At 71.0% G+C, this 26,255-nt stretch carries 23 protein-coding genes; 7 read left to right on the top strand and 16 right to left on the bottom strand.

What is annotated here, in order from left to right:
* Positions 1-9: 9 nt before the first annotated feature.
* Positions 10-2,664 carry a helix-turn-helix transcriptional regulator gene (locus ACZ6CZ_RS31645; protein ID WP_469028045.1) on the bottom strand — a complete coding sequence of 885 codons (2,655 nt, stop codon included), beginning with the start codon at positions 2,662-2,664 and terminating at the stop codon, positions 10-12.
* Positions 2,665-3,261: 597 nt separating this feature from the next.
* Between ACZ6CZ_RS31645 and ACZ6CZ_RS31640 the strand changes: the two genes are divergently transcribed.
* Entirely contained in the window at positions 3,262-3,720 is a 459-nt protein-coding gene (locus ACZ6CZ_RS31640; protein ID WP_469028043.1) for an ATP-binding protein, read from the top strand.
* Positions 3,721-3,730: 10 nt separating this feature from the next.
* On the opposite strand, the gene ACZ6CZ_RS31635 is transcribed toward ACZ6CZ_RS31640, so the two are convergent.
* Positions 3,731-5,173: a pyridoxal phosphate-dependent decarboxylase family protein gene (locus ACZ6CZ_RS31635; RefSeq protein ID WP_469028040.1), complete on the bottom strand. Its 1,443-nt coding sequence runs from the start codon at positions 5,171-5,173 to the stop codon at positions 3,731-3,733.
* 224 nt (positions 5,174-5,397) lie between these two features.
* Between ACZ6CZ_RS31635 and ACZ6CZ_RS31630 the strand changes: the two genes are divergently transcribed.
* Entirely contained in the window at positions 5,398-6,171 is a 774-nt protein-coding gene (locus tag ACZ6CZ_RS31630; RefSeq protein WP_469028038.1) for a class I SAM-dependent methyltransferase, read from the top strand.
* Between the two features lie 20 nt (positions 6,172-6,191).
* Here the strand turns inward: ACZ6CZ_RS31630 and ACZ6CZ_RS31625 are convergent, their stop codons facing one another.
* Complete coding sequence (locus ACZ6CZ_RS31625; protein WP_469028036.1) at positions 6,192-6,473, bottom strand: WhiB family transcriptional regulator; 282 nt, start codon at positions 6,471-6,473, stop codon at positions 6,192-6,194.
* A 225-nt stretch (positions 6,474-6,698) separates the two neighbouring features.
* On the opposite strand from ACZ6CZ_RS31625, the gene ACZ6CZ_RS31620 reads away from it, so the two are divergent.
* Positions 6,699-6,998, top strand: a complete 300-nt coding sequence (locus ACZ6CZ_RS31620) for a hypothetical protein (protein ID WP_469028033.1) — start codon at positions 6,699-6,701, stop codon at positions 6,996-6,998.
* Between the two features lie 493 nt (positions 6,999-7,491).
* Here ACZ6CZ_RS31620 and ACZ6CZ_RS31615 read toward each other — a convergent pair whose 3' ends face one another.
* The 4 genes from ACZ6CZ_RS31615 to ACZ6CZ_RS31600 all read right to left on the bottom strand — a co-directional run bounded on the left by ACZ6CZ_RS31615 (position 7,492) and on the right by ACZ6CZ_RS31600 (position 13,370).
* Complete coding sequence (locus ACZ6CZ_RS31615; protein ID WP_469028031.1) at positions 7,492-8,688, bottom strand: cytochrome P450; 1,197 nt, start codon at positions 8,686-8,688, stop codon at positions 7,492-7,494.
* Between the two features lie 194 nt (positions 8,689-8,882).
* Positions 8,883-9,392: a GNAT family N-acetyltransferase gene (locus ACZ6CZ_RS31610; protein ID WP_469028029.1), complete on the bottom strand. Its 510-nt coding sequence runs from the start codon at positions 9,390-9,392 to the stop codon at positions 8,883-8,885.
* Positions 9,393-9,502: 110 nt separating this feature from the next.
* Entirely contained in the window at positions 9,503-10,582 is a 1,080-nt protein-coding gene (locus ACZ6CZ_RS31605) for a monodechloroaminopyrrolnitrin synthase PrnB family protein (RefSeq protein WP_469028026.1), read from the bottom strand.
* 148 nt (positions 10,583-10,730) lie between these two features.
* Positions 10,731-13,370, bottom strand: coding sequence for a LuxR C-terminal-related transcriptional regulator (locus ACZ6CZ_RS31600; protein ID WP_469028024.1), 2,640 nt, complete (start codon positions 13,368-13,370; stop codon positions 10,731-10,733).
* A gap of 562 nt (positions 13,371-13,932) precedes the next feature.
* Between ACZ6CZ_RS31600 and ACZ6CZ_RS31595 the strand changes: the two genes are divergently transcribed.
* Positions 13,933-15,000 (top strand): tetratricopeptide repeat protein, encoded by a 1,068-nt coding sequence (locus ACZ6CZ_RS31595; protein WP_469028022.1) that lies wholly within the window; start codon positions 13,933-13,935, stop codon positions 14,998-15,000.
* 276 nt (positions 15,001-15,276) lie between these two features.
* Here ACZ6CZ_RS31595 and ACZ6CZ_RS31590 read toward each other — a convergent pair whose 3' ends face one another.
* The 3 genes from ACZ6CZ_RS31590 to ACZ6CZ_RS31580 form a co-directional block, all read right to left on the bottom strand.
* Positions 15,277-16,023 carry a hypothetical protein gene (locus ACZ6CZ_RS31590; protein WP_469028019.1) on the bottom strand — a complete coding sequence of 249 codons (747 nt, stop codon included), beginning with the start codon at positions 16,021-16,023 and terminating at the stop codon, positions 15,277-15,279.
* Positions 16,020-16,658, bottom strand: coding sequence for an RNA polymerase sigma factor (locus ACZ6CZ_RS31585; protein WP_469028111.1), 639 nt, complete (start codon positions 16,656-16,658; stop codon positions 16,020-16,022). Before ACZ6CZ_RS31585 ends, ACZ6CZ_RS31590 begins: the two co-directional genes overlap by 4 nt.
* Before the next feature lie 278 nt (positions 16,659-16,936).
* Positions 16,937-17,272 (bottom strand): peptidase inhibitor family I36 protein, encoded by a 336-nt coding sequence (locus ACZ6CZ_RS31580; RefSeq protein WP_469028108.1) that lies wholly within the window; start codon positions 17,270-17,272, stop codon positions 16,937-16,939.
* Positions 17,273-17,772: 500 nt separating this feature from the next.
* Between ACZ6CZ_RS31580 and ACZ6CZ_RS31575 the strand changes: the two genes are divergently transcribed.
* From ACZ6CZ_RS31575 to ACZ6CZ_RS31565, 3 genes are all read left to right on the top strand, one after another.
* A complete protein-coding gene (locus tag ACZ6CZ_RS31575) occupies positions 17,773-18,993 on the top strand; it encodes a cytochrome P450 (protein ID WP_469028017.1) in 1,221 nt (406 codons plus the stop codon).
* Positions 18,994-19,441: 448 nt separating this feature from the next.
* Complete coding sequence (locus ACZ6CZ_RS31570) at positions 19,442-19,996, top strand: sigma-70 family RNA polymerase sigma factor (protein ID WP_469028014.1); 555 nt, start codon at positions 19,442-19,444, stop codon at positions 19,994-19,996.
* Positions 19,987-20,748 (top strand): hypothetical protein, encoded by a 762-nt coding sequence (locus tag ACZ6CZ_RS31565; RefSeq protein ID WP_469028012.1) that lies wholly within the window; start codon positions 19,987-19,989, stop codon positions 20,746-20,748. The genes ACZ6CZ_RS31570 and ACZ6CZ_RS31565 overlap by 10 nt, the downstream gene beginning before the upstream one ends.
* 656 nt (positions 20,749-21,404) lie before the next feature.
* On the opposite strand, the gene ACZ6CZ_RS31560 is transcribed toward ACZ6CZ_RS31565, so the two are convergent.
* From ACZ6CZ_RS31560 to ACZ6CZ_RS31535, 6 genes are all read right to left on the bottom strand, one after another.
* The gene (locus ACZ6CZ_RS31560; protein ID WP_469028009.1) at positions 21,405-21,773 is read right to left on the bottom strand and encodes a hypothetical protein; all 369 of its coding nucleotides are present in this window, start codon (positions 21,771-21,773) and stop codon (positions 21,405-21,407) included.
* Between the two features lie 270 nt (positions 21,774-22,043).
* Entirely contained in the window at positions 22,044-22,685 is a 642-nt protein-coding gene (locus tag ACZ6CZ_RS31555) for a hypothetical protein (RefSeq protein WP_469028007.1), read from the bottom strand.
* A 17-nt stretch (positions 22,686-22,702) separates the two neighbouring features.
* Positions 22,703-23,209 carry a Rieske (2Fe-2S) protein gene (locus ACZ6CZ_RS31550; protein WP_469028005.1) on the bottom strand — a complete coding sequence of 169 codons (507 nt, stop codon included), beginning with the start codon at positions 23,207-23,209 and terminating at the stop codon, positions 22,703-22,705.
* Positions 23,210-23,281: 72 nt separating this feature from the next.
* Positions 23,282-23,794 (bottom strand): DUF6529 family protein, encoded by a 513-nt coding sequence (locus tag ACZ6CZ_RS31545; protein WP_469028002.1) that lies wholly within the window; start codon positions 23,792-23,794, stop codon positions 23,282-23,284.
* 215 nt (positions 23,795-24,009) lie between these two features.
* Positions 24,010-25,074, bottom strand: coding sequence for a tetratricopeptide repeat protein (locus ACZ6CZ_RS31540; RefSeq protein ID WP_469027999.1), 1,065 nt, complete (start codon positions 25,072-25,074; stop codon positions 24,010-24,012).
* A 39-nt stretch (positions 25,075-25,113) separates the two neighbouring features.
* Complete coding sequence (locus ACZ6CZ_RS31535; RefSeq protein ID WP_469027996.1) at positions 25,114-26,220, bottom strand: tetratricopeptide repeat protein; 1,107 nt, start codon at positions 26,218-26,220, stop codon at positions 25,114-25,116.
* Positions 26,221-26,255 lie beyond the last annotated feature (35 nt).

Genomic DNA, 26,255 nt, shown 5'->3' with positions numbered 1-26,255 from the left:
CCGCCGTGGTCACGTCCTCGAGCGGGTGCCACGTCCGCCCGGGCCGCGGCGTTTGAGGTCCAGCGCATGCGCCAGTTCGCGCCGGGTGGTCACCCCGAGCTTGTTGTAGACGCGCTGCAGGTGGTTGTCCACGGTGCGCACCGACAGACCGAGGGCGTCCGCGATGTCCTTGCTGCTCATGCCATCGCCGGCGAGGAGCGCGATCTCCGTCTCCCGGGCCGTGAGAGCGGCGGAGGCCTCGGCCGTGGTGAGCAGCGGGGTCCGCGCCCCCTCGCACTGGGCGCTCAGTTCCTTGGCGCGCTGGGCGGCGGACTTCGTCGGATGGGGCCGCCCGCGCCTGGTCCACCCCGCCGCCGCCGCACTGGCCGCTTCGGCCGCCAGCAGCAACGCGCCCGCGTCCTGGAGGTCCTGGGAGGCGTCCATGAGCAGGTCCGGCTTGCCGCCGGCCAGCGCCTCCGCGAACTTGGCCCGTGCAGCGGTGAACAGCCCTTCGTCCCCCGGAGCCAGCTCCGCCAGTCGCCGGGCGACCGCAGCGGCCCCGCCCAGGCGTGCCGACTCGGTCAGCAGCATCGCCTCCAGGGTGGTCAGACCCTTGCCGGCCACCTTGTCCACTCCGGCGGCGAGCACGTCCCGGGCCTGGGTCAGCCGTCCGCGGGCGGCGTTGACCCAGGCCGCACCGAGGAAGGGCTCGGCTCCGAACAGCCGGCTCTCGGGGAACTCCTCGCTGTCGCTCAGAGCCCGCTCCGCCGATGCCACGTCACCCTGCACGGCAGCCGCCGCGGCCAGGCCGGCCAGGGCGAGCGGGACCACGTGCGTCAGTCCGTGGGCCCGTGCCAGGACAGCTGCCTCCGCGTACCAGCGGCGGGCGGTGACCACGCGGCCGGCGAGCCATTCGATCCGTCCCAGCTGGAGCGAGACCACGGCCCGCGGCAGGTCGACCATGTCGTCCATGACCTGCCGGAAGGCCTCCAGGGCGGTGGCCCGCGCCTCCTCCAGGCCGGCGGACTCAGCCTGGGCCGCGGCGCGGACGGCCAAGTGCAGCGCCGGGTGCGGGGTCAGGGACGACTCGGTGACCGTGAGGTGCGACCGGTGGGCGGTCTCGGACCATTCCACTGCCTGCTGCGACCGTCCGGTCAGCGCGAGCACCTCGGTCCGGGTCAGCGCCCCCCGGACCCAGACGTTCACGTCCAGCGACTCCCGGATGTCGGCTTCCAGGTCCTCCAACAGGATCAGCCCGTCGGCAGGACGTCCGGAAGCGGCCCGGATCGCCCCCTCGTTGACCCGCAGCACCCGCTTGCCGCGCTCGGTGGACACGTAGGCCCGCGTCCGCTCGTTCGCCGCGAGCGCCTCGGTCACGCGCCCGGCGGGCAGGTACACGTTCCACGTGGTGGCGAGGGCGACGGCGAGCCGGTCGTCCTCGGACTGCGCCCGCGATTCCGCCTCGGCCAGCTCGGCCTCCGCCTTGTCCAGCCGGCCCGCCTGGGCATGTGCCTCGGACAGCAGGATGCGGCTGCGGACGGTCAGCTCGTCGGGCGGGACGACGCTGAGCAGGGTGACGACCTGCTCGTAGTCATGCGCGAAGCGGGAGAGTTCCGCACCCCGCATGAGCAGCTCGGAGTCTGCCGTGCCGGTGGCCGCGAGCGTCCAGGAGGCGATGTGCAGTGCGTCGTCACGCCGGCGCGCGCCGTGCCGCCGGAAGCGGGCGGCCTGCTCGGTGAGGATGGCCCGCCGGCGCAGGGTGGGCAGTCTCGCCCGCAGGATCTCCCCGTACAGGGGGTGCGTCAGCTGGGCGGCGGACCGGTTGCCGTCTTTCGTGATGCGGACGAGACCCGCCTCGACGAGTTCATCGAGGGTACCGGTCGATGGGGAGGCTTCACGCACGTCCTGCTCGGGCACCGGGGCGCACAGGGCGAGCAGTTCGAGGACAGGCCGTGCGGCACTGCCCGCGCCGGAGAGGCGGGACTCGATGAGTTCGGTGAGCCGCGGAGTTCCGGTGAAGGAACGTTCCGTCAGCTCCCAGACCTCGCCGTCGGAAGCGAGGGTGCCGGCCGCGAGCGAGCCCGTGACGATCTCCTTCAGGTAGAGCACGTTGCCGTTGCACGACGTGAACAGCTGGCGCACCGTCGCCGAACCGACGGGACCGCCGAGCGCGTTGCGCAGCAGGGTCGCGACCTGCTCCTCCGTGAGGACCTGGAGGTGGACACGGCTGACGGAGTCACCCTGGAGCAGGGAGGCCACGGCATCGCGCATGGGTTCGTCCGCACGGATCGTGCCCACCAGCCGGACGGCGCCGTCCTGCATCAGGGACTTCAGCAGGGCCGCGGAGGTGGCGTCGAGCAGGTGCATGTCATCAACCAGGACGACCCACCGGCGGTTGTCCTCCCCCCGCAGCTCCTCGGCCATGCGAGCGAAGCCGGTGGCCGGGTCCGACAGGGACACGCCCGGCGGAACGAGATGGGCGATAGCGCCCAGCGGAACCGAGGCCGCGGCGCTCGACGCCGCGGCACGCGCCACGGAGAATCCCGCCGCCGACGCCTTGGCCAGGCACTCCTCCGCAAGACGCGATTTGCCCACCCCTGCGCCACCGGAAATGACGAGCCCGTGGCTGTGTTTGTCCTTGAGCAGGGAGACGAACAGGCTCAGTTCCGCCTGCCGCCCGACCAACGGCCAAGTCCCACTGCCGTCTCGGCCTCGCATAATCGATTCCTCCAAGCAGGGACCGGCACTCCAGTTCGTCTGGCACTCGATGTGACCGGCCCGCGTCATCTGAACTTGGGCGCCTCGCCGACGCGACGTCGCCCCATCTCCTTACCCTCGCCAGAACGGCACAGTCCGGTTCCTGCTGCCGCTCACGCAACCGCACCTACTCCGGCAGGAGAGAGAGTTTCCGCGGCTGATGCGGGTCCGCGCCGCCCCAAAGATACTGAAAGATCGCTGTTGCGGGAATCGATTGACGAAATCCCGAACGGGCGAATCGACAGATCACCTCATTTGTCATATTGATCGCTCCAGTCCCACGGACCGGCTCGGACATCCGCACCGCCGCCCGCCGCCGTTCGCGGCCGTCTGCCACGGTCCCGTCCCCGCCCACCCCTCCGGCACCTCCCTCCCCACGCGAACTTGACACCCCTTCTGCCCCCGCAGCAGCGGGCCGATTTGGGTAGCTCTTGCTCATTTGCGCCTCGCCATTTCGGGCCATCGTGGAAGAGGCCGGAAATGCGGCCCTGTGGACAGCCCACGACGACCTGGATGTGATGCACGGTGCATACGGCGCGACACGACGATCTGGTTGACGCGATACCGTCCGCTCCTGGCAGCCCCGGGGCCGAGGACGAGCCACCGACCAGAACGAGCTGGCACTTCCCCCACCAACTGGAGTCCGTCTCCGCGGCCCGGCGCACCGCAGTCTCGGCCACCCGTAAGTGGCACCTGGGCCAGGACACCACGCACAACCTGCGGTTGGTGGTCTCGGAACTGGTGACCAATGCCGTACTCCACGCCGCCCCGCCGGTCGTGCTCCACCTGCGCCACGAACCGCAGACCCGGCATCTGTGGGTGGGCGTGACGGACGGTGGCGGCGCCGCGGCCGCCGCCCGCGCCCCGCTGCCCGACGACGAGCACGGGCGGGGCCTGCTCCTCGTGACCGCCGTCGCCGACGACACGGGCGCCGAACCGGCGGACTGCGGGACCACGCGGTGGGCCCGCCTTTCGACCGCCTGAGACCGGCTCCTCACCTTCCGGCCAGCACCTTGTCGAGTTCCCGCACCAGGGCCGCCACGTCTGATTCGGTCGTCTCGAAGCTCGTGACGCAGGCCCTGAGCGCCGGCTGCCCGTTCAGCCGCGTAGCCGATATCCAGCAGTTCCCGCGCTCCACGACCCGGGCCGCGACGCGCTCGAGGCGGGCCGCCGCATCCTGCCCCGTGTCGAGCCCCCGCCCGGTGAAGCAGACGACGGGCAAGGCCGTGGTGTTGACCAGCCTCCATCCCGCACGGACCAGCAGCGACCGCAGCCGCTCCCCCATGGCGCTCTGGTGCTCCACCATGGACGCGAACCCGGGCCGTCCCGACACCGCGAGCGCGGTGAACAACCGCAACCCCACGAACCGGCGCGACCACTGGTTGCTCGACGAGTACGGATCGACCGTTTCGTCCACCGCCGCGGGCATGTAGGCCGCCGAGACCCGGAAGGCCCGGCGCAGCCCCTCGAGGTCACGGCAGACGAAGACGCCGGCGCCGAGCGGTACGGACAGCCACTTGTGCGCGTCGATGGTCACCGAGTCCGCCTGCTCGATGCCGGCGAGGACGCCCCGGAGCTTCGGCGACACGAGCGCGGCCCCGCCCCAGGCCGCGTCCACGTGGAAGGCCAGCCCGTGCTCGCGCGCCGTCCTCGCGATGTCGGGCAGCGGGTCGACGACGCCGGCGCTGGTCGTGCCCGCCGTCCCCGCCACGAGGAAGGGAAGGTGCCCCGCGGCCGTGTCCGCCTCGATCAGGCGCCCGAGTTCGCGCACGTCCATCCGCAGGGCGCGGTCGACCGGCACGAGCCGGACCGCGTCGCGGCCCAGCCCCGTGGAATGGGCGATCTTCAGCCAGGCCAGATGGCTCTCCGCACTCGCGTAGAACACCGGCCGGCCCGGCAGCGCTCGCACGCCGCCCTCGGCGACCGCGGGAAAGCGCCGGGAGAGCGCGAGGAGCAGACCGGTGAGGTTCGCCTCGGCACCTCCGCTGGTGAACGATCCGGCCGCCGCATCTGCCGGGTATCCCACAAGGGAGCCCAGGTACCGGATCAGGTGCGCCTCGATCTCCACCGCACCCGGTGCGTGCGACCAGGCCGCGAGCTGGGGGTTGTAGGCGGCCGACATCATGTCGCCCAGCACCGCGGAGTAGGCCGGGCGGGGGTTGAAGAGCCCGAAGTGCCGGCGGTGCTTGGTGTGGAGGTTCCACTCGGTGAGCATGGCAGCGGCGTCGTCGAGGACCTCGGCCCACGGCAGGGGTTCCGCGAAGTCGTAGCCCGCTATTCGCTCCCGCATCTGCGCGGGCGTCGCGATCGGCACGATCGGCCGGGTGTTCACCTCGTCCAGGTGACCCAGCACGAGTGAGGATACGTACTCCAGCATCGCGGCCCGTTCGGCGGCGGGTGGGTTGATTCCCGGATCATTGAATTCCTCTTCACTCATCGGCAGTTCGCTTCTTCCGTTCATCGTGACGCAATCCTCCGTTCCACCAGTTCTCGCCGGGGTCACGGGCGGTCGAGGTGCCGTCGGGTTGAGTACCGACTACTCACGACCTTGATTGAATAGCCTGCCCATGATTGCGCAAGAATTGTCTCTTTTAGAGAAATGACAATGAGTTGATAAATTTTTCGAGTCACGGCGGGAGGTCGGCAAGCACTCCGGATCGGTTGAGCCGGATCTCCCTGCAGAGCACCCTCTACGAGCCCGTCACCCGCGCCCTGCTCGCCGCCGCGGGCATTCTCGAGGGCTCCAAGGTCCTCGACATCGGCAGCGGCACCGGGGACTTCTCCTTCCTCCTTGCCGACGCGGTCGGACCGGGCGGATCGGTGCTCGGGGTGGACCACGATCCGGAGATGATCGCCATCGCCCGTGAGGAGGCCGGCAAGCAGGGCCGGGACAACGTCCAGTTCCTCCACACGGACGTCCGGTCCGCCTTCCTCGACTGCGACTACGACGCGGTGGCGGGCCGGTGGGTCCTCGCGCACCTGCCGCGGGCCGACCACCTGCTGCGCAGCCTCATCCGCTACGTGCGGCCCGGTGGCACGGTCGCCTTCCAGGAGTTCGACCGCAGGCTCACCGGCGCCTCCTCCCTGCACCCCACGGACCTGGAGGGACTCTCCCCCCTGCTGGCCCGCGCCGACTCCCAGTCCTCACCCGGCGCCGGGATGGGGCTGGAGCTGCACACGGCGTTCCTCAAGGCCGGCATCCCCGCTCCGCACCTGGCGATGTCGGCCCCCATGGGCGCCGGCCCCGGCTGGCAGGGCTACGACTACCTCGCGGCAGACACCGACCACCACTTCCACTTCACGCAGCCGGACGACGCGCCGGCCGCCTGCCACGCCGATCGTGCGGTGTCCCTCAGGGAACGGGCCCTGGGCGCCGATGCGGCATTCGCCCTTCCCCCTCTCGTAGCGGCCCATGCACGGCTGCCCGAGCACTGACACCGCCCGTCGTCCGGATGTCACCCCTTCCGCACCGCGGGACGCCTGCCCCCGATGCGGTAGCGCTCGTGGGCGGTCAGCCCCCCCCAGATGCCGGAGTTCTCGTTACGCAGCCCGAAGGCGAGGCAGGCCTCCACGATGGGGCACGTCCGGCAGATCGCCTTGGCCCGGGCGACGGCACCGGCGCCGGCGTGTTCGTGGAACAGCTCCGGGTCGATACCCGGCCCCGCACATGCGGCGTTCGGGCGCCACGCCTGGGTGTAGTCGAATCGTCCGGGCATCGTCTTCGTCGGCTGTCCCATTGCCGCACCCCCTTCTCGTCCTGGTCCTCTGCATTACAAATTCCCGGAGGGACGCCTGCATGAGTACTGGATGCTCAATGGTCCGCCCCTCGCTCCTCAGGGAAATTCCCGGAAACAGGCAGTGGTTACTCAGGTGCGGCTGCCGCGTCCTCATGATGCTGAGAGGGAAGGACGGCCGAGAGGCCGCCGTCGGCAACAGAAGTCCGGACCGAGGAGGGACGGATGATGACCACGGAAACAGCCAGCGCCGTGTACGCAGGGGTGACCGGGAGCGCGGACCACCACAACCTGGGGGCCCTGTCGGCCGTGCTGTTCTGCACGTCGCTGCGCGCGCAGGACGAGCCGAACGATGAGACGGTACGCACGGCCGTCGGGGACCTGCTCGCCACACGGGTCGCGGACGACTTCTACCCTCTGGTGGGCCAGGTCGCGGGTGACTACCCCGACCTGTACCTGACCCGAATCACCTGGTGCAGGCGCGCGGTACGTGCGGCGTTCGCCGCCGCAACGTCACCCGCCCGATAGCCGCCCCTGACACGGCCGGAAGCCGGAGGACGGTGCGGACGTGCAGCCGCCCGGACGGAACGTCCGACGCGAGGCACGGCTCGCGACAGGGCTGTCCCTCGCGCACCGGCTGCTCGCCGCCCCCAGTTGTCCGCCGACCGCGCCGACCCCGGATACCCCTGCACGAGCGAGATCGTCGCCGCGCCCGCGCGCCGGGGCACGGCTCTGGTCGCCGTCGGCGACCTTCCGGACGACCGGCCCCGGAAAAATCCGCCCCGTGGCCGACATAGGTACCGGCTACTCAATCGATGGACCCGACGCCCGGCGATTCTGGAACGGGGCCGCGGGCCCCGCCAAGTCTCCGCATATCCGAGCTGACGCATCCGTTCGGATATGCGGTGCACCACTGCCGTCGCGCGCCCACCTGGCATTCCTTCGCGACACCCTCGTACACGTCCGCGGTACACCGGACACCGGGATGTGCCTCAGACCCAACCGGGAGGGAGGAGCACCGTCACGCCGAGACAGAGAGCCTGCCGAAGCCCCGCAACTGGCCGTGGGGCACGCGCTCGGGCTCCGCTTCGTCCAGCGACAGCTTCGGGAAGCGCCCACGGAACACGTCGAGGGCGTGGCAAAGGACGCTGCGCGCCAGCGGTGCCCCGATGCAGGAGTGCGGGCCGGTGCCGAAGGTGACGGAGGAGCGCGCGGGGCGGTCCGTGCGGAATTCGTCCGGGCAGTCACCGGCGGCGCTCTCGTCCCGGTTGGCGGCGCCCCACATCAGGAGCACCCGCTCACCCTCCCTGACGGTCACCCCGCCCACTTCCGCGTCCGCCCGGGCAACGCGCATCAGGGCCATGACGGGCGTGTCGAGCCGCAGCGCTTCCTCGACCATCGGTGCCGAGGGCTTGTCAGACGCCCACGTCCCGTTCGCCAGCAACAGCCGGCACACGTTCCCGAAACCGTGGGCGGTGGTCTCGTACCCGGCGCTGAGGATGCTTGTCACGTGGGACGCCACCTCCTCCGGAGTCAGCGCGGGCCCCGCCCCCGGTCCGGTCATCGACCGGGCGAGACCGGTGTCCGGACCGGTGCTGTTCAGGCGCACCCATTCCAGCAGGTGTTCCCGCCATGCCGCGGCCTTCTGCGCGAACACCTCCACCTCGTGGTTGTCGATCCTGTGCCATGCCAGGAGCAGGGCGTGGTGGGCCCGCAGGCCGGTATCGTGCCGGGCCAGGTCCTGCACCGGCAGACCGAGTGCCACCAGGGTGGTGGTGAGCGCCAGGGGATAGGCGAAGTTGCCGATGAGGTCGTACCCGTCGAGGTGCGGTCCGGGCGGTACGAGCGCTTCGACGGCGGCGTGCAGGGCCTCCTGGGCCCTGGCGACCGCGGCGGGGGACAGGCACCGCAGCGCCCGCGCGCGGACGTGACCGTGCTGCGGGGAGTCGAGGAAGGGCAGCGGCGGGGCGCTGTCGAAGAACTTCGCCGAGTACGCCTCCGCCACCGGGGGAAGTCTGCGGGGCCGGGTGGCAACCGGTCCGCTGGAGAAGGTGCGGGTGTCGCGTGCGACACGTTCCACCGTCTCCCGCCGGGTGACGCACCACGCCTCGTGGAAGGAGGAGTAGAAGACAGGCCGGCTGAGCCGCATCAGTGCCAGATAGGGGTAGGGGTCGGCGAGGTCCTCGCCGAGCGGGTCGAAAGCACGTGCCGAGGTCATGGCGGACCTCCTCACCTGTTCACGGCAGGGCGACGGACGGGACAGGGAACGCGACGCGGCCGGTGAACGTGACCGGCCGGTGTCAGGTCATGTCGGCTGACGCGGGGCACTCCCCCACCGTGCCACCCCGGACTCACGGCGATCATGAGTAGCGGATACTCATGGGCCGCCGTCGGCGGACCACGCCGCGGCGGCTACGCGACCGGGCCGTCGAGGTCCTTGTGCATCACCACGCAGGACCGGCCGTGCTGGTTGTCCGCCGCCTCGCGCACGGCCCGCCAGCCCAGAGCGGTCCAGAAGGCCATCGCACCCGGGGTGGTGTGCAGCACGGCCAGGCGTACCGACCTGGCTCCGCCGTCCCGCAGCCGCCGCTCGACGAGGTCCACGAGGACGCGCCCCGTGCCGCGGCGCCGCAGGGAGCCGTGGACCATGAGCAGTCCGATCCAGGGGTAACCGTCGGCGGGGTTCAGGGTGAGCAGCTCGACCAGGGCGATCAGCCGGCCGTCGGCGTCGCGGGCCAGCAGGATGTCGGAGCCGTCGAGCGCCGCCTCCTCGCGCAGGGCCGTCTCCATCTGCGCGGCGGTGATCCGCCCCGGTTCGAACTCTCCCGAGGCCCGGCAGTAGTCGGGGTTGGACTCGTAGAGTGCGGCCAGCTCGCGGAACTCCCGCGGCGTGAACCCAGGGGGATTCAGCGACAGGTCCATGGTGTGCTCCCTCCGGAAGGTGGCTGTCGGGCAGGCGCGGCCGCGGGTGCCCGGGCTCGCGGCTTCGCGGTTCGCCCCTCTCGTACGGGCGCGCCGGTGGTGGTTTGTCATCAGGCGCGGGCAGGCTGTTCGCCGCCGGCTGTCATCCGCACCAGGAGGTTCTTGTTCTCCCGGGTCAGATCGGTGATGTCGGCCAGCAGGCCGATCACCGAGCCCGGTTCCCCGGCGCGGTGGGCAGCGTCACGCTGGGGATAGGCCCGGCGTGCGAGGGTCAGGTGCTTGCCGCGGAAGCGCAGCAGGGCCGAGAGGACCTCGCGCAGCGCCCGGGCGGCCGTCATGCCCTCTCCGCGGGCCAGGCCGGCTGTCACCCGCGTCACGAGCGAGGGGCCCGAGGCTCCCTGCGCGTACCAGGGCTGCCAGGAGGGCAGGGCGTGCGCGGCCGCCACCGACCAGTACCCGGCGGGGGCGGTGAGCCCGGCATCGCACGCCCACAGGACACGGTCCAGCGCCGGCAGGGGTGCGTGGGCGGGTGACGGACCGGGGTAGGAAGCACCATCCACGTCTATCGCGTCGTAGTACGGCCTGAGGACGTCGGCGAAGAAGGCGGGCGGGACGTCGAGGACGAACGCGTCCAGTGCGACCGTGGCCTCCCGCAGGGCGCCCGACAGCCGGTCGGCCACGGTGGGGAAGCATTCGTCCTCGACCGCGAGACGGGCCAGTTCGGTGCCGGCGCCGGCGGCCTCCGCGACGGCGCACACGTACCAGCGCAGCGCCGCCAGCATCGCCGACTCCTCCTGCGATCCCGTGTGCGTGCGTTCCCTGGGGCCGCACGGATTCCACACGGTGTAGTGGACGATCGTGTCCCTGGGCACCATGCCGGTGCGTTCGCCCAGCAGCTTCAGCACGGGGGCCGTCGCCGGCAGGGCCCGCACCGGCTCCACCGTGTGCCGCCGCAGCGACCCCATGACCATGCCGAGGTCGCGCATCGCGGCGGCGCATTCGGCGGCGCCGAGGGCCGCGAGGTCCTGTGGCCGCGGGACGATCAGCGCCAGCAGCCGCAACAGGCCGCCCGTGTCGCCGGCCTTGTTGAGAAGGGCCAGGGAGGGTACGTGTGCGTCGAACGCGAGCGGGTCCGCCCCGGCGACCGCTCCGCCGGTGAACGCCCGGCCCACGACCAGATCCGCTGACATCGCGTCGGACTCGTTTCACCGGAGGTTGCCGCCCGGTGCGGTGCGCGGGCGGCGTCTGAACGGACCCGACCCTAGCGGCGCTCCCCGCCGCCTCCGTGAGTATCGGATACCTCAGCTGTGCCCGGTCCCGGTCCATGGTGACGTGCCCTCAGGCCCATGAGTCCTCGGACACGGCGGGGGTGCCGAGGGCTGCGGGAAGCTCCGTCCTGGTGGCCACTCCGAGCTTGGAATAGATCCGCTGGAGGTGGTTGTCGACGGTACGGACCGAGAGGTGCAGGGTCGCGGCAATGGCCTTGCTGGTGGTCCCCACCGCCGCCAGGCGGGCGACCTCGCACTCCCGGTCGGTGAGGGTGCTGGTGCCGCGCAGGGACGCCAGCATCGGTGTGCGGACGCCCTGGCAGCGGGCGGCGGACACCAGGGCGTGGTGCGTCGCAGCGGTGGCGCGCCGGTGGTCGCCGCACTGGTGCCACAGAGAGGCCGCCTCGGCGGCCGCCTCGGCCGCGAGCAGGTCCACACCTAGATCGCCCAGCTCCTCGGCGGACGACATCAACCGCTCGGGGTCGCGCACGGCGAGCGCCTTGACGAACCGCACCCGGGCTGCCAGCAGCGCGCCGTCGCCCTGCTGGGCGAGCTCGCCGAGGCGCGCATGGGCCGTCCGTGCCTCGCCGAGCCGCGCCAGCTCTGTCAGCAGCAGCGCCTCGGCCGAGGTGTGTCCGGTTCCGCGGGCGCGGGTGATGCCCTCCCGCAGTTCGGCCTTCGCCCCGGTCAGATCTTTCTGGGAGATCAGGATCCAGGCCGCTCCGAGACTCTCCTGCCCCGCCAGGAAGCCGATGGGCTGGTATGCGCGGGACTCCCGCAGGGCATCTGCCGCGGTGTCGAGGTCACCCGTGACCGCGGCCGCGGCCGCCAGCGCCGTCAGGCCCAGGTTCAGGGCCCTGCTCTGGTTCTGGCGCCGCGACAGGGCCACGGACTCGGCGAACCAGCGGCGGGCCGTCACCGGATGCCCGGCCAGCCACTCCATGTGGCCGACGAAGAAGGCCATCCAGATGCGCGGCAAAGGGGCCCGGTCGGCGAGCAGCGCCTGGTAGGCCGCCTCACCGACGCGCCGCGCCTGGGACAGGTCCCCGGTCTCCGTCAGCGCGAAACACAGCGCGATGTGCTGGGAGGCGGGGTGCGGGACCAGGGCGTGCTCGTTGACCTCGAGGTGCGCGGCGTAGGCGTGCCGTGCCCACTGCACCGCCTCCGCGGTGCGGCCCACCGAAGCCAGGCCCATGCCCTTCATGATGGCCCCGGTCAGCCAGACGTTCATGTCCGCGGTCTGCCGGATGTCCTGCTCGAGCGCGCCGTCCAGTACGGCCAGCCCACGCAGCGGTTCGCCCGAGACGGTCCGGATGAGTGCCTCGTTGGTGTCCAGGACGCGGCCGTACCGGGTGCCGGGGAGGCGCGCGCGTCCCTCGTCGTTGATGGCGAGGGCATGTTCGGTGACGGCGTCGGCCCAGAGCAGGTTCATGGTCCGTGCGACGGTCACCGCGAGGACCTCCTCGGGCGTGCCGCAGTGCTGCGCCGCGTCGGCCAGGAGCTTTTCGGCCTCTTCCCACTGCGCGAGTTCGATGAGGGCCTCTCCGTACTGGAGCCGGGTGGCGACGGTCTGATGACTTTCCGGCAGCGCGTCGAGAAGGGTGACGACCTGCTGGTAGTCGTGGGCGTGCCGGGCGAGGGCCGCCGCCTGCGTCAGCAGGCCGGGGTCGGCCTCCCCGATGGCGGCCAGCCGCCACGTGGCGATGTTGAGGGCGTCCTCGCGGCGTCTCGCCCCGTAGGAGGCGACGCGTTCCGCCTCCTGGAGGAGGAGTTGCCTGCGGCGGTGCTCAGGAAGCATGGTCCGCAGGATCTCGCCGTACAAAGGATGCGCGAGGGAGACCTCGGTGCGCCGGCGGGCCGTACGGCACTGGATCAGTGCGTCCGACTCGAGCCGTGCCAGGGTGGCGGCGCTGGCGACCGCCTCCAGGTCTCCGAGTGAGAGGGGGCCGCAAACGGCCAGCAGGTCGAGTGCTATGCGCGCCTCGGGTTCCACGGCGGCCATCCTGGCTCCGACGAGGGCACTGAGCCGGGTGGCGGCGGGGACCCAGTCGACGCTCAGGTCCCAGGTCTCCCCGTCGTGGCTGAGCCGTCCGGTCACGAGCGCTGCATGGACAAGTTCCCTCAAGTAGAGGGCGTTGCCCCCGGCCGCGGTGTGCAGCATCTGCAGCGCGGAGCGCGCCACGGGCCCGCCCAGGGTGGCCTGCAGCAGTTGGTCCGTGCGGGTCTCGTCGAGTTCGCCGAGACCCACCCAGTGGGCGGCGTCGCCGTGGATCAGCGAGGCCACGGCCTCGGGGACGGGGTGTCCGGTGCGCAGGGTGGCGATGATCCTCACGGCGCCCGCGTCGAGCAGCTGGCGCAGCAGGACGGCCGAGGTGCCGTCGAGCAGTTGGATGTCGTCGACCAGCATGGCGGTGTCGGACTGGTTCTCGCCCGCCATCGCCCGGGCCACGGCGGCGAATCCGCGTACCGGGTCGGACAGGTCGACGCCGTCCGGTATCAGATGGGCGAGGGCCCCGAGCGGAACCGCGGCGGCGGAGACCGTGGCGACGACGCGCTGACAGGAAACGCCCTGTGCCGACAGCAGGCAAAGGAACTCGTCGACGAGCCGTGACTTCCCCACGCCGGCCGGCCCCGAGACGATCAGGATGCGGCTCTTGCGGCTGCTCCAGGCGGACTTGAGCTCTGCGATCTCCTCGTCGCGCCCCACCATCGGCCAGTGTGAAGGCAGATCTCCCGTAGGCATGTTTCCTCCAAGAGGACGTGGATCCCGGCCGGGTGGCAAGTCGTTTCCCGGATGGCAATGAGGGATGGTTGCCGCCTCGTAGTGAGGTAAGTACACACCCGCGTCACTCCCCGTCGGCTGAGTAATTTTTACTCAGCCTTACCCCACTTCCGGCGCTCCGTCAGACCCACCGGTGTGACGGATAACAGCAGCTCAGGAGGGTTGCAGCGAAGCGTCGACGGTGCACGGGGCGGACCTGAGTAAGTACCTGCCCACCGAGTGCCGGGACGGGTGCGGCGGGAGCGCCGGGGGTGCCCGGGATCGCGGGGCCGCGCCGCACCGACGCCGCACCCGGGAAGGTGCAAACAGCACGCGTGCCGCGGCCAGTGACGGAGCGGCATCTCCGACCGAGCAGTTCACGCCAACGTAAGTATCCCTTACTCATAACGCGGCCGTGCGGGGGTGCCTGTAATGGGGCCGTGCGTTCGGCCCGCCGCCCGGGCGGCCGTCAGCCGTGCCGGCTGCGAGGATCAAACCGCGAGGTGGCATTGTGAACTCCGATACGGCGGCCCGCTCCGACCGCAGCATCAGGTACCGGATGGTGGGCGAACTGCTCACCACGGCCTACCGGACCGTGGAGGCGGGCGACTTCGCCGCCGCCCGGGCCGCGCTGGAGCGCGCCACACCACTCGCCCGCGGACTCGGGCCGCAGTCCCTCGCCCAGGTTCGTCTCGCGGAGGCAGTGGTAATACAGGCGAGCGGCGACTGGGACGGCGCCGCGGCCATCCTGGGACAGGTGCTGGTCGACGCCAGGAGCCGGCGCTGTCCGGGGTCGGTGTCCTTCCAGCTCATCGTCCGCGTCCGGCTTGGCGGTCTGCTCCTCCTCCGAGGACACGTGTCCACGGCGGAGAAGGTCCTGACGGAAGCACTCGCCGCGTACGAACTGCTGCCGTTCACCGCCCCGGACGACATCGCCCGCGTCTGCCTCGAACTGGCCTTCCTCGGACGCCGTACCGGAAAGTGGGTGCAGGCGGCTGCGTTCCTGGACCGCGCGCACGCCCTGGTGCAGACTGCGCACGGGCCGGACGCCCCGGCGATGGCGCCGGTCTGGCGTGAACGGAGCCGCCTGAAGGCGGGGCTCGGCGACGCCGGGGCAGCCGAATCCGCGGCGCGCAAGGCGCTGGACATCCGGCTCACGGCACTGGGCGCGGGTCATCTGACGGTGGCCACGGACCGGTCGGTGCTTGCCGCGGCCCTGGTGCGCCTCGGGCGGCTGGGTGATGCGGAGGAACAGCTGCACCGCGCACTGTCCACTTTCCGCAAAGCGCTCGGGCCGACCCACGCGGAAGTGGCTGTCACCCTGCACAACCTGGGGGGCATCGCGTTGCATCAGGGACACGACCGGTCCGCCGAACGCTTCCTCTCCGAGGCGCTCATGATCAAACAGAACGCACACGGCGGCACGCACCCTGATGTGGCGGACCTGCTCGAGCAACTCGCGGTGATCCAGCGCAAGCGGGGCGAGGACGAGGCGGCGGCCGCTCTGGTGGCCCGGGCCCGCAGGATCCGCTCAGGGCTGCGGTCCGCCGCCCGGAAAACGCGGGTGCCCGCGTTCTGAGCTCGCGTCCGGGCCCCGCCCTGCTGATCCTTACGGTCAAGACGATCAGCGGTGCGAAGGACACCTGCGGCCTCGTGGCGCTGCCCCGTCCGCTGGGTCCGGGAGCGCAGCATCGCCTGGATGATGCGCTCCCACCGCCACGCGAGGGACTACGGCTGATCTACCACTGCGAAACCCTGATCACCTGGGCCGGGAACTGCTGACAGCCATCGGCCTGCGCAGGTGCCTTGGCCGGCGAGGGGATGTGGGCTCACCGGCCAAGGCATAGTCCTGGAATTAGGACAGTTCCCCGTTCTGAGCGTGGTAGCAGGAGGGAAGTTCTCCCTTGAGAACGTCGAGGCCGAACAGTCCATGACCCTTCCCGTACGAGGAGGGAAGGACTACGACCAGGGTGGAGCCTTCTGGAATCTTGTCCCGGTGAATAACGGTGACCAGCCGGTCGCCTTCGCGCTGGATCTTCCCCACCGCGGCCCGGTCAGCGTCGTGGTCGCGGTTGAGGTTCTTCTGGTCGACAGAGCAGCCGGGATCGTCCCGGTAGACGCGGGCGTTCACGTTCATGCGGTCGAGGTCGTGCTGCAATTCGGCAGGGTCGGCCACCACCCTCACAGGCGCAGGACGGGATTCGGGGACAGTGCAGTTGCCGTTGACGCACTTCCTCTCCTCTCCCTGGACCCGCATGCTCATCCTGACCGCGCTGCCGGGCTCCTGATCGAGGGTGTAGGCCACGTTGTTGATCCGGTCAGGACCGGCCGCGACGACAGGGGTGTCAGCGTTCCCGGACGACTGGCCGATACCCACCGCGACACCGGCCACAGCTGCCGCCAGTGCCACCGGGGCGGCGAAGCGCGTCGCCAGCCGCCGGCGCCTGGCAGTGAGACGTGACTCTTCTTGCATGTGCTTCATGAGGTGTTCCTTCAGCAGACGATGACGGCCTGGGGAGAGATCGGGGTCCGCCGGTGCCGGCAGCAGCCGGGACAGCTCTTCACGTCCCGGCCCTTGCGTCGGCTGCTGGTCGGCATTCATCGGTTCTTCTCCTGATTCGACCGGACCGCGGATGAGCGGTCACCCGGTATCTGTCCGCTGCCAGAATGGCGTTGCATATTTTCTGAAACCCGGGCCAGTTCCTGCTCGGTGAGTTCCCGCAGTCGGCCGCGAGCCCGAGACAGGCGGGAGCGGACCGTGCCGACCGGTACCCCCAGCGCTTCGGCCACCGCCGCATGTTCCAGACCTGACCACACACAGAGTGCAAACACTTCCCGCTCCGCCGGCCGCAACCGCTCGAGCGCAGCCTTAGCCGCAGCCAGCTGCTCTGAATCAGAGAGCCGGCCCACCAGTTCCTCCGCGAAATCAGGCACGGCCTCACGCGGCGGCAGCTGCGCAAGCGCCTTCTGGTGCCGGCGTGCAGCGCGGGCCGTATTACGCAGCACATTGGTCGCGATCCCCAGCAGCCAAGGCCGCAGACTCTCCCCTTCAGGGCGCAGCTTCTTCCTCAGCCGCCACGCCTCCAGAAAAGTCAGGGACACTATGTCTTCGGCAGCGGCCCAGTCGCCGGTCCAGCGCACCGCATGCCGGTACACCACCCTGGCATGCTCATCAAAAATCTGCCCGAATGCGACCGGGTCCCCGGCCCGCACTCGGGCGCGCAGCGTTATCTCCACACGCAGTCCTGTCCGGCCGGCCTTGCCCATTGCAGTGATCACCATCACAACCGGGTCCAGCAGGAAGCCCCCGCGATCAACCGACGCCTCCAACTCAGGGCAGCGTGTTCCACAAAACTGGTTACGCCTGAGTGCGCTGTGCTTGCCCGCGCGCGAAGAGCTGCGCCCAAGAACGGGTCCTGAGGGGCAGCAGCAGACCTCGCAGACGGCAGTGCCCCGCCTCATGGAGGCGGGGCACCTTGACGATCCGGACCGTGCCGCTGGGTGAAATGCCGGCCCTACACGCCCAGGAGGATCTGGTTGTGGTTGGGGGCCAGCGCGCACACCACACCGCCCGTGGCGGAGGAGTCCCATCCCGCGGTGACGCCCGCCTGCGCGGTCCCACCCGGCTGGATCTCGACCAGCGGCTGGTACTGCCCGCCGCTGCCGACCGCGTACACCTTGACGGAGCTGTCCGTCCGGTTCGCCACGGCGCGGGCCGCGGGGGTGCTCTTGCAATCTCCCGGAGTGGGGTACGTAACCGAATTCGGGGTTCCGCCCTCAGCGCTCTCGTACGTGCATACGGCACCCGCGGTGCACGTTAACTCGGCAGCACCGGCCGCTGAGGGAAGCATCGCCATGCCGACGCCGACCACCACACCGAGCGCCACGGAAATCTGCTTGCCCATCATATTCAATCCCATCTCTGAATAGAAAATGCATTCGCGAACCGATTACACCGGCTCCGGAGGCCTAACGTATTGAGCATCAATTACTCACATGGACAGCCGCCTGCCACTGCGGCACCCGGGCGCCGGTACTGCACACACCTGTCGCTGTCATTCGGCCTACGTTGCTCGATGACGGCCGGCAGGAAGACCGACGCGGCGATCACAGCCGCCCCGGACATCAGCAGGCAGGCCGTGTCGGCAAGCGTCGCACCACCGAGTTCGACCCGGACCCGCAGGGCGCGTCGCCAGCGGTGAGACGGGCACCGGAATCCCCCGCACCCGGGGGCGGGCACCTGTGGTCCGGCCTGTGGGTACCGGTTACTCATGTCCGGCAGCGGCACTGAAGGGGATCATGAACGCTCGACGACCGGCACCGCCGGCGCAGCGCCGATGAGGGAGTCCGCGTGTCCGGACCGTACGCCCCCCTGTTCAGCACCGCATACTTCCAGGACCCTTTTCCCACGTTCGCCTGGCTCCGCGAGAACTCCCCCGTCCACGAGCTGTCGTTCCCCGTAGGGGACGTGCCCACGCTCATGGTGACCCGTCATGCCGACGTGAAGCACGTGCTCGGGGACAACACCTTCAGCACCCGCCAGGCGGCCTGGGCCAACGACGGCTTCCGTCAGGCCGGTTTGGTCATCGGGGACGGAGGAGTGTTCGAGAAGGCGATCACCCTGAGCGATCCACCGGACCACACCCGGATCCGCCGCGCGGTCATGCCGTACTTCGTCCCCTCCCGCGTCGCGTCCTGGCGCCTCCTGGTCCAGGAGAAGGTCGCCGAGCGGCTCCGGGGCTTCGAGGACAAGCCGAGCATCGACATCATCGAGGATTTCGCCGGCGCGATACCCACCGACATCATCAGCGCGGTCCTCGGATTCTCCCTGGACGCGCATCTGAGCATCGTCGACGCGGTGGAGCGCGCGTTCCCCGCGGACCCGTCGCGGTCCGAGGCCTCCCCCGACGCCTTCGACGAGATCTGCCACCTCAGCCGGGCCCTCGTGCTGGACAAGGAACGCGCTCCCGCCGAGGACCTGACCTCGTTCCTCGTGCATGCCTGGCGCAACGAGGAGAGCCTGTCCCTGGACGAACTGGTGGCGCTGGTCGCCGTCATCATCCTGGGCGGCATCGACACGACGCGGGCCCTGATCGGCAACGCCGTCCTCGCCCTGCTCGACCACCCCGACCAGCGGGAGCTGCTGCGCAGCCACCCCGCCCTGGACAGCCAGGCGGTCGAGGAGTTCCTGAGGCACTCCGGCTCCGTAGTGGTCCCCGTGATCCGCTTCCCCGTGCGGGACACCGAGATCGCCGGCACCGCGGTGGCCGCCGGCACTCCGGTGATGCCGTGCGTCATGTCCGCCAACCGCGACCCCACCTCCATCACCGCGCCGGACCGGCTGGACATCGCACGGACCAACGTCAAGCACTTCGGCCTCGGCCACGGCATCCACAACTGCCTGGGAGCCGCCCTCGCCAGGCTGGAAGCCGAAGTCGCCGTTCCCTCGCTGATCCGCACCTACCCGGGCATGCGACTGGGCGCACCCCGGGACGGCCTGACCTACGTGAACAGCTGGACGTTGCGCGGTCTGACGTCCCTGCCCGTGGAGCCGGGCCCCCGCCACTGCTGACCCGCCCGGCTCCCCAGGGGGTGTGGTCCGCGTCATGGGCAACGTCTGCTCATCCCGGTCGCGGCCGCGCGCACGTACCACCACATGCGTGCAGGCCACAGTCCCCGGTGCGCGTCCAGACCGTTCCGCCCGCCCGACGCGGGCCGCTCCAGGAGTCGAGCCCATGTACCCGTCCCTCCCCGCCCAGGTACGGCCCCACGGCCGCCACCGCGGCGCCGATGCCCGAAGCGGCCGACCAGGAGGGCGCCGGACAGTGCCCCGCGGCCCGCTCCGTACGGGCGCACAGGGCACCACCGCGGCAGCACCGCCCTCCCGGCGGTGCGTGCCCGGTACGCCTCACCCACGAGGCCCTGGGTGCGGGGTGATCCCGATCCCCCACCCTCCGAACCGCGCACGCCGTGCCGCGCACGCGTCGCGCGCCAACTCGATGAAAGGATCTGGTGGACGCGTGGACCGGTCCCACGGCAGTACTCACCTGCCCGCCGACGCGGGCGATCTGACGGAACGTCTGTACCGTGAGCACGGCACGGCACTGCTGCGTTTCGTGACGGGCCTGAGCGGCGGCGACCGCCAGCTGGCCGAGGACATCGTGCAGGAAGTCCTGGTGCGGGCGTGGAAGCACGCCGAGAAGCTCTCGGCCATGGACACGGCCGGAATTCGGCCCTGGTTGTTCACCGTGGCCCGGCGCCTGGTCATCGACGCGCACCGGGCGCGCTCCAGCCGTCCCGCCGAGTCGGGCGCGGACGCCCTGGAGGTCATCCCCGGCGACGACGACATGGGCAGGGCGCTGGAGGTCATCGTGGTCTCCGACGCGATGCAGGCCCTCTCGGAGACCCACCGCCAGGCATTGACGGAAACGTACCTGAAGGACCGCAGCATCGCGCAGGCGGCCACACAGCTCGGTATCTCGGCCAGCGCCATGAAGTCGCGGGTGTACTACGCCCTGCACGCCATGCGGCTGGCCCTCTCGGAGGCCGAAGGCCGGAAGGCGGCATGGACGTGACCACCACGCACGACACCCACCTCGACGTGGCCGCATACGTCCTGGGCCGCATGGACGAGGCCGAATCCGAGGCCTACGAAGGTCATCTTCTCGGGTGCGCCCGGTGTACGCGCGAGGCGGAGCAACTCGCCCCGACAGCGCAGCGCCTGGCCGTCCTGGCCGCTCCCGTACAGGGAGACGGAGACGCGGAGCCGGGGACGGAGCCGGACGCCGCTAGCGCGCCGGCCGTCCTGGGCACCCTCGAGGCGGACGACGAACTGCTCTCGCGCACCCTGGCCGCCGTGGCGCTGCGCCGGCGCGGCGAGCGGCGCGTCCGGCTGATGTTCTCGCTCGCCGCCTCCGCGGCCGTCATCGCAGGGACCGGAGCGGTCGTCGCCTCCTCCTCGGGCGGCGCCTCCGCTCCTCAGGCGGCGCCCGCGGTCTCCCAGCCTGCCGCGGACGTGCGCGCGGTCACCGATCCGGCGACGGGCGTCAAGGCCACCGCGTCGCTGCGGTCCAAGGCCTGGGGTACGGCGGTGTCCTTGTCCCTGAGCGGAGTCAAGGGGCCCCAGCGCTGCCGGCTGATCGCCACCGACCACCAGGGACGGGAACACCCCATGGGCGACTGGAAGGTACCGGAGCCGGGCTACGGCGTGCCGGGCCACCCCGATCCGCTGGCGCTGGAGACGTCGACCGATCTGGATGCGGCCCTCATCAGCAAGCTCACCGTGCGCACCACCGACGGGCGCGATCTGGCGACGATCGCGGTGTGATGCTTCCGCGGCCCCACCGGGGAAGCGGTTCCGCCGGTCGGACGGGGGATGTCCGACCGGCGGAGGGAAGGGGTGACCGTGGGTGCGGGGCGCCCCCGGGACCACGGAGAGGACGCGTTCCCGGGGGCGGACGGTCAGAGCCTGCCACCTCCCGCACCGGTCAGGGTGTGTTGCCGGTACTGGTCACCGACCGGTTCTTAAGCTGGCCGAGGTTGTGTACACGGCCGATCACCTGCACTTTCCCGCAGGGCGGACGGCGAGGGGCCACCCGGCACACGGTGGAACCGCCAACCCCTCCCCTCCTTCCGTGATCCGCGCCGGCCGCGCAGCCCCTCTCTTCCCTACCTGAAGTGAACCCCTACGGCGTGGAGAGCGATTGAGTAGCCATTACCTAACTGAGTAGTGCCTACTCATCCGGTGGCCGGGCGGGCGGCGTGACAGTGGTCCGAGCTACCCGGGCCGGGCACCCGGCCGAACGGCACGCTGGGAGGCAGCCATGGCGCATCCGGTCGTACCAGTCCACCGGCGGCACGGAGTACATGCCGCCCGGCCCTCATCCCACGCCCACCGGGTCCGGACCCTGATCCTGACGTTCCTCGCCGTGGCGGCGCTGCTCGCATCCGTCATGGTTGGCGTATGAGGGCCGCGGCCCGCTGTCACCGGGCCCAGAACCACTGGTCCAGCCGATAGGCGGCGAGCATCGCCAGGGGCACCCGGGACCGCTGCAGGTTCTCGTCCTCGATGGTGACCGTGGCGTGGTCACCGGGCGAGCGCATCACCACGTACACCGTCAGGGGCCACCCCTCGTCGAGCCGTTCCTCCATGTCCGTCCGCAGGCTCCACACCTGTCCGGTCTCGGCCAGGGTCCAGGGATCGCTGTCGAGTACCGCGGTGCAGACCGCGGCGTAGGCGGCGGCTTCGGGGATGAGGTCTTCATCGGTCAGGATCCGGACGCGCGAGGCGATGAACTGACCGGCGCGGTGCGGGCCGATGAGCAGGTCGATGGGCAGGGATTCGGCGTGCACAGGGATGACCCAGCTTCCGTGAGGGGGTGGGCGCCGTCGTACGGCTGACGGGCGGGGTGGCGCGGCGCCGGGCCGCTCCGGCCCCTTCCGCGGGCCGTCGACGTGCGGAGTACCGTGCTGTCCTCCATGGAAGCGACCGCGTTGAACGGCCACATGGGCAATCACCACTCAACGTCCCGGCCATCCCGGCACCGAACGCGCCGGAGGGGGCCGAGGCCGGCCCCCTCCGAGACGTCCGCACGAGCGCCGCGTGCGGGGCGGCGCGGGTCCTCAGGACGGCGCGGCGGCGATCTTCTTGCCGGCGGGTGACAGGACGTACCAGGTGCCCTTGAGGCCCTGGCCCTTCACGTCCCCGGGCCGGGTGTCCTGGGCGAACCAGTACACGGGCCAGCCGCCCAGGGTCGCCTGCCACGTCCCGTCCGGCCTGCGGAACGAGCCCACCGCGGACGCCTCCACCCCTTGCCCGGCCACCGGTTTGTCCTTGGCGCCCTTCAGCGTGAGCGGCTTCCACGCGCTCAGGCACTTCTGGCTCTGGCAGACGGAGGTCGGAGGGGCGGGACTGTCGAGGGTAGACAGGTAGAGGGTCCGGCCGCGGCCGTCGGCGGCGATCCGTCCCAGCGGGCTGTCCACCGCAGCGACGGTCGTGCGCTGCCCGTCCGCCGACGACGGTGCGGAGGGATCGGGCGTACCGGCATCCGCGCCGCCCGACGGCTCCTGCGGCCCCGGTGAGAGGGCCGGCGCTCCGGACGGCGGCAGGGCGGTGTCGCCCTCGGGTGCGGGCGCCGGGGCGGCGGGCTGCACCGCGGCCGCACCCGGGGTGGGGTCGGTGACCGCGTTGCCCACGACAGGACTGAAGGCCGCGACCGCGACGGTGGCTCCGACGATCCAGAGGGTGGTGGGGAGCCGGTTCATGAGGGACATCTGTGCCGTCACTTCAGGTAGATGGAGTCGCCGCTCTGGCGCACGGTGACCGCCTTGAGCGGAGCCTTGGCGGGGCCGGCCACGGGCTGACCGGTCGCGACGTCGAACTTGCTGCCGTGGCACGGGCAGTTGATGGTCCCGCCGGCCACCGAGGCCACGATGCAGCCGGCATGGGTGCACACGGCGGTGAAGCCGCGCAGCTGACCGCCCGCGTCCCTGGTGAGGACGACCTTCTCCTTCTCCAGGACCTTTCCTCCGCCGTTCGGGACGTCGGCGGCCTTGGCCACCGCGGGGCCGGCTGCGGCCGGAGCGGACCCTGCCGGCTGCTCTGCGTCGCCGGAGGGCTGGGAGGTGGCCTGGGCGGGGGGCTGCGCGGCCTCCGGCTCCCTGATGACGCAGCCGCTCAGGCCCACCGCTGCGGTGATGCCCACTCCGGCGGCAAGGAGGTGACGGCGCCCGGTGGGCGTTTCCCGGGCGGTCGCCCGGTCGTCGGCTCTGCGATCGTCTTCTGACATGGGAATGGGGAACTCCAGGTTCTCGGGAGGGCGTGCGGGCGGGGTACGCCGCGCGAAGGAGCCCGCGGGAAATCAGAAAAGGGGGACGTTCGGCTGGGAGAAATACCAGACGGAAGCGCTGAGCCACAGACCGATCAGCGTGGCGAACAGCAGGCCGCCGAAAACGGGGAGGGTCCATTTGGGCAGGCCGTGGCTGCGCAGCGCGAGCATCTTCGTGGCGAACGCCCCGTAGAACACGCAGCCGAGGAGCGAGTGGACTGTGGTGCGGGTGTCGAACGTGGCGAACCCGATGCTCCACAGGCAGTGGTAGGCGACCGGCAGGGTGAACAGGAAGGCGATCGTCCCGCTCCACCGGTGAAGGGGCGCGACGGCCGCCGGTGGCGGCCCCCAGCTGCGCACACGCTCCCACATCCACAGGGCGCTGATCACCTGGACGATGGCGAAGAACGCGCTGACGGTGGCGAGCCACGCCTTCATGGGAGCCATGCCGCTGAATCCGATCACCAGAGCCAGCGGGCGGCCGGTCGCCTCGTGGGAACTGCCGTACACCCCGACCGCCACGGCCACGAGGGCGCCGAGGAGCACTGCCCCGGCCAGTTTCCCCCCGCCTCTCGCTTGAAGTGCTGCGGTATTCTCTTCCGCCGCCATCGGCATGGCCGTCCTTTCAGGTGAAACGATCCGCCGCACATTCCGTGCGTGTCGCGGAAAACCTGTGGCACATACTGCCGTCGGCTCGGCGGGGTCGCCTGAGTAACAAGTACCCATGATTACCAGGCCGTCGGGGAAAGGTCCGCTTCCGCTCAATCGCCCGGCTGTTCCAAGGCGCGGAGGACCGCCGCAAGCACGGGGTGGTCCCCTTCGACCGCCTCGGTGAGGATGTCGCGCGCCCGCTCGTACAGGGCGCGTGCCTCGGGCTCGCGTCCGCGCCGCCGTCGGATGAAGGCGAGATTGGCGAGGGTGATGGCCAGGTCGGGGTGGCGGGGTCCGTAGAGCTGTTCCTTGATCTCCAGTGCCTGGGCGAAGTAGTCGTCGGCGTCGGACAGCCGGCCGTCCTGGTGGCTTATCGCGCCCAGGTTGTGGAAGGTGACCGCGGCCTCCTGGTGAACGGGCCCCCAGGTCCGGCGGAACACCGCCAGGGCCTGGTGCAGCAGTTGCTCCGCCTCGCACGTCCGGCCCAGGCCCGCGAGCACGGGGGCGAGCGCCGCGCGGTCGAGGGCCACCTGAGGGTGGTCGCCGCCCAAGTGGCGCTCCCTGATCTCCACGGCCCGCCGTGCGGGCTCCTCCGCCGCCGCGTAGTCGCCGCGCGCGTGGGCCAGGCCGCCGATGTTGTGCCACAGCGAGGCCGCCATCGGACCGTCCTGTTCCTGCAGCTCTGCCAGGGCCTCCTGCGCGCGCCGGTAGAAGCCCTCGGCCTCGTCGAAGCGGCCCGTGTACTTGCCGAGCATGCCCAGTTCGTTGCAGATGTCGGCGATCTCCGCCGGTGCGGCGCTGTCCCGCTGCTCCACCAGGCGCAGCGTGTCGCGCAGCACCCGGTCGGCGAAGCCGTAGCGCCCCTGCGCGCGGTAAGTGGCCCCCAGCCGCGTGTGGATGCGCGTCTTGGCGGGGTCGTCCCGGGCGAGCCCGAGGGTGAGGGCGTACTCGAAGGCGCGCACGTAGGCCCGTTCCGCCTCGGTGAGGTCGCCCGCCGCCGTCGCGGTCTCGCCCTGCACCATGGCCACTTGCAGCCGGGCGGTACTGCCGAGGTGGCGTGCCTCCCGCTCCGCGGCCGCCAGGAGGTCGCGGGCCCGGGGCACCTGTCCGGCGTCGAGCGCCTGCCGGACGGCGCGCAGGTGCTCGTGGTGCCGTTGGAGGGTTGTGGGTGCCATGTCTGGTCCCTCGGGTCGTACGGCCGGGACCTGGGTCGGTCAGAGGCCTTGGGGTGTGGTCCGGGCCTGGTCGAGGAGGCGGGCGAGGGCATCGTCGATGAAGCGGAGCGTCGTGCGGTCGGGGTCCATGCTGCGGGTCAGGATCTGCCGGGCCCTGCTGTAGTAGCCGTACGCCCGCTCGTATTCGTGCTGTTTCTTGTGCAGCAGCGCGAGGTTGCTGAGGGTGGCGACGAGATCCTGGTGGTGGGGACCCAGGACGGCCTGTCTGACTTCGAGGGCGCGGGCGAAGTGCTTCTGCGCGGCCCGGTAGTCGTTGCGGCGGTAGGCGAGGCTGCCCAGGAGGTCGTGCACCTCACCGACGGCGGGATGGTACGGGCCGAAGCAGTGCCGCAGGACGTCCCGGGCCTCGGCGAGGTGAGCCCGGGCCTCCCCGTCGTGGCCGTTGGCGATCAGCGTCTGAGCGAGCAGGATGCGGTCGGAGGCCACGTCGACGTGGGTGTCGCCGAGCGCTTCGCTGTGCATGCGCAGCGCCCTGCGGACGTACCCTTCGGCACGCCGGGGTTCTCCCATGGCCCGAGCCGTGTTGCCGATGTGCGCCCAGACGGTTGCGAGCCGCGGGTCGTCGGGGGCGAGAACCGCCGTGAGCAAGGTGAGCGACTGGTTGTGCAGCCTCTCGGACTCTTCGTACCGGCCCGTCACCCGGGCCAGCACCCCCAACTCGGTGCACGCGTCGGCGAGGTCCTCGGCGGGCGCCGTCGCGAGGGCCGTGTACGCGCGGTGCGCGTCCGTGAGGATCTGCTCCGCGACGGAGTGGCGCCCCATGCCGCAGTAGACGGCCCCGAGCCGGACGTGGATGCGCAGCCGCAGAGGCTGGGAGAAGCGCGTGGAGAGCCCGGACACCCGTTTCAGGGCGACGCGGTACATCTTCTCCGCCATCGAGAGGTCGCCCACCCGCTCGGCGAACATGCCGTAGCTGAAGGCCGTCTGCACGACCGAGAACGTGCCCTGCCCCTGGGCGAGCGACCAGGCCCGGTCGAGCAGGCCGCGGGCGTCGTCGAAGCGGCACTCCCGCAGGGCGAGCCGCAGCCCGTCCAGGACGGTCTCGTGGCGCGGGGCGCCCGTCGCCGGTACCTGAGCCGCCGTCATTGCGCTCGCCTCCTCTGCCCTGCCGCTCCGCGCGG

The sequence above is a fragment of the Streptomyces sp. NPDC041135 genome, assembly GCF_055592085.1.
The sequence above is the reverse complement of the archived record's forward strand: the minus strand, read 5'-3'. Positions and strand labels throughout refer to the sequence as shown.

What these genes read in the sequence shown, in the direction of transcription:
- ACZ6CZ_RS31635 (WP_469028040.1), bottom strand. Translation starts at nt 5,173, where the DNA reads ATGAGTGAAGAGGAATTCAATGATCCGGGAATCAACCCACCCGCCGCC.
- ACZ6CZ_RS31625 (WP_469028036.1), bottom strand. Translation starts at nt 6,473, where the DNA reads ATGGGACAGCCGACGAAGACGATGCCCGGACGATTCGACTACACCCAG.
- ACZ6CZ_RS31620 (WP_469028033.1), top strand. Translation starts at nt 6,699, where the DNA reads ATGACCACGGAAACAGCCAGCGCCGTGTACGCAGGGGTGACCGGGAGC.
- ACZ6CZ_RS31615 (WP_469028031.1), bottom strand. Translation starts at nt 8,688, where the DNA reads ATGACCTCGGCACGTGCTTTCGACCCGCTCGGCGAGGACCTCGCCGAC.
- ACZ6CZ_RS31610 (WP_469028029.1), bottom strand. Translation starts at nt 9,392, where the DNA reads ATGGACCTGTCGCTGAATCCCCCTGGGTTCACGCCGCGGGAGTTCCGC.
- ACZ6CZ_RS31605 (WP_469028026.1), bottom strand. Translation starts at nt 10,582, where the DNA reads ATGTCAGCGGATCTGGTCGTGGGCCGGGCGTTCACCGGCGGAGCGGTC.
- ACZ6CZ_RS31600 (WP_469028024.1), bottom strand. Translation starts at nt 13,370, where the DNA reads ATGGTGGGGCGCGACGAGGAGATCGCAGAGCTCAAGTCCGCCTGGAGC.
- ACZ6CZ_RS31590 (WP_469028019.1), bottom strand. Translation starts at nt 16,023, where the DNA reads ATGAATGCCGACCAGCAGCCGACGCAAGGGCCGGGACGTGAAGAGCTG.
- ACZ6CZ_RS31580 (WP_469028108.1), bottom strand. Translation starts at nt 17,272, where the DNA reads ATGCTTCCCTCAGCGGCCGGTGCTGCCGAGTTAACGTGCACCGCGGGT.
- ACZ6CZ_RS31565 (WP_469028012.1), top strand. Translation starts at nt 19,987, where the DNA reads ATGGACGTGACCACCACGCACGACACCCACCTCGACGTGGCCGCATAC.
- ACZ6CZ_RS31555 (WP_469028007.1), bottom strand. Translation starts at nt 22,685, where the DNA reads ATGAACCGGCTCCCCACCACCCTCTGGATCGTCGGAGCCACCGTCGCG.
- ACZ6CZ_RS31550 (WP_469028005.1), bottom strand. Translation starts at nt 23,209, where the DNA reads ATGTCAGAAGACGATCGCAGAGCCGACGACCGGGCGACCGCCCGGGAA.
- ACZ6CZ_RS31540 (WP_469027999.1), bottom strand. Translation starts at nt 25,074, where the DNA reads ATGGCACCCACAACCCTCCAACGGCACCACGAGCACCTGCGCGCCGTC.
- ACZ6CZ_RS31535 (WP_469027996.1), bottom strand. Translation starts at nt 26,220, where the DNA reads ATGACGGCGGCTCAGGTACCGGCGACGGGCGCCCCGCGCCACGAGACC.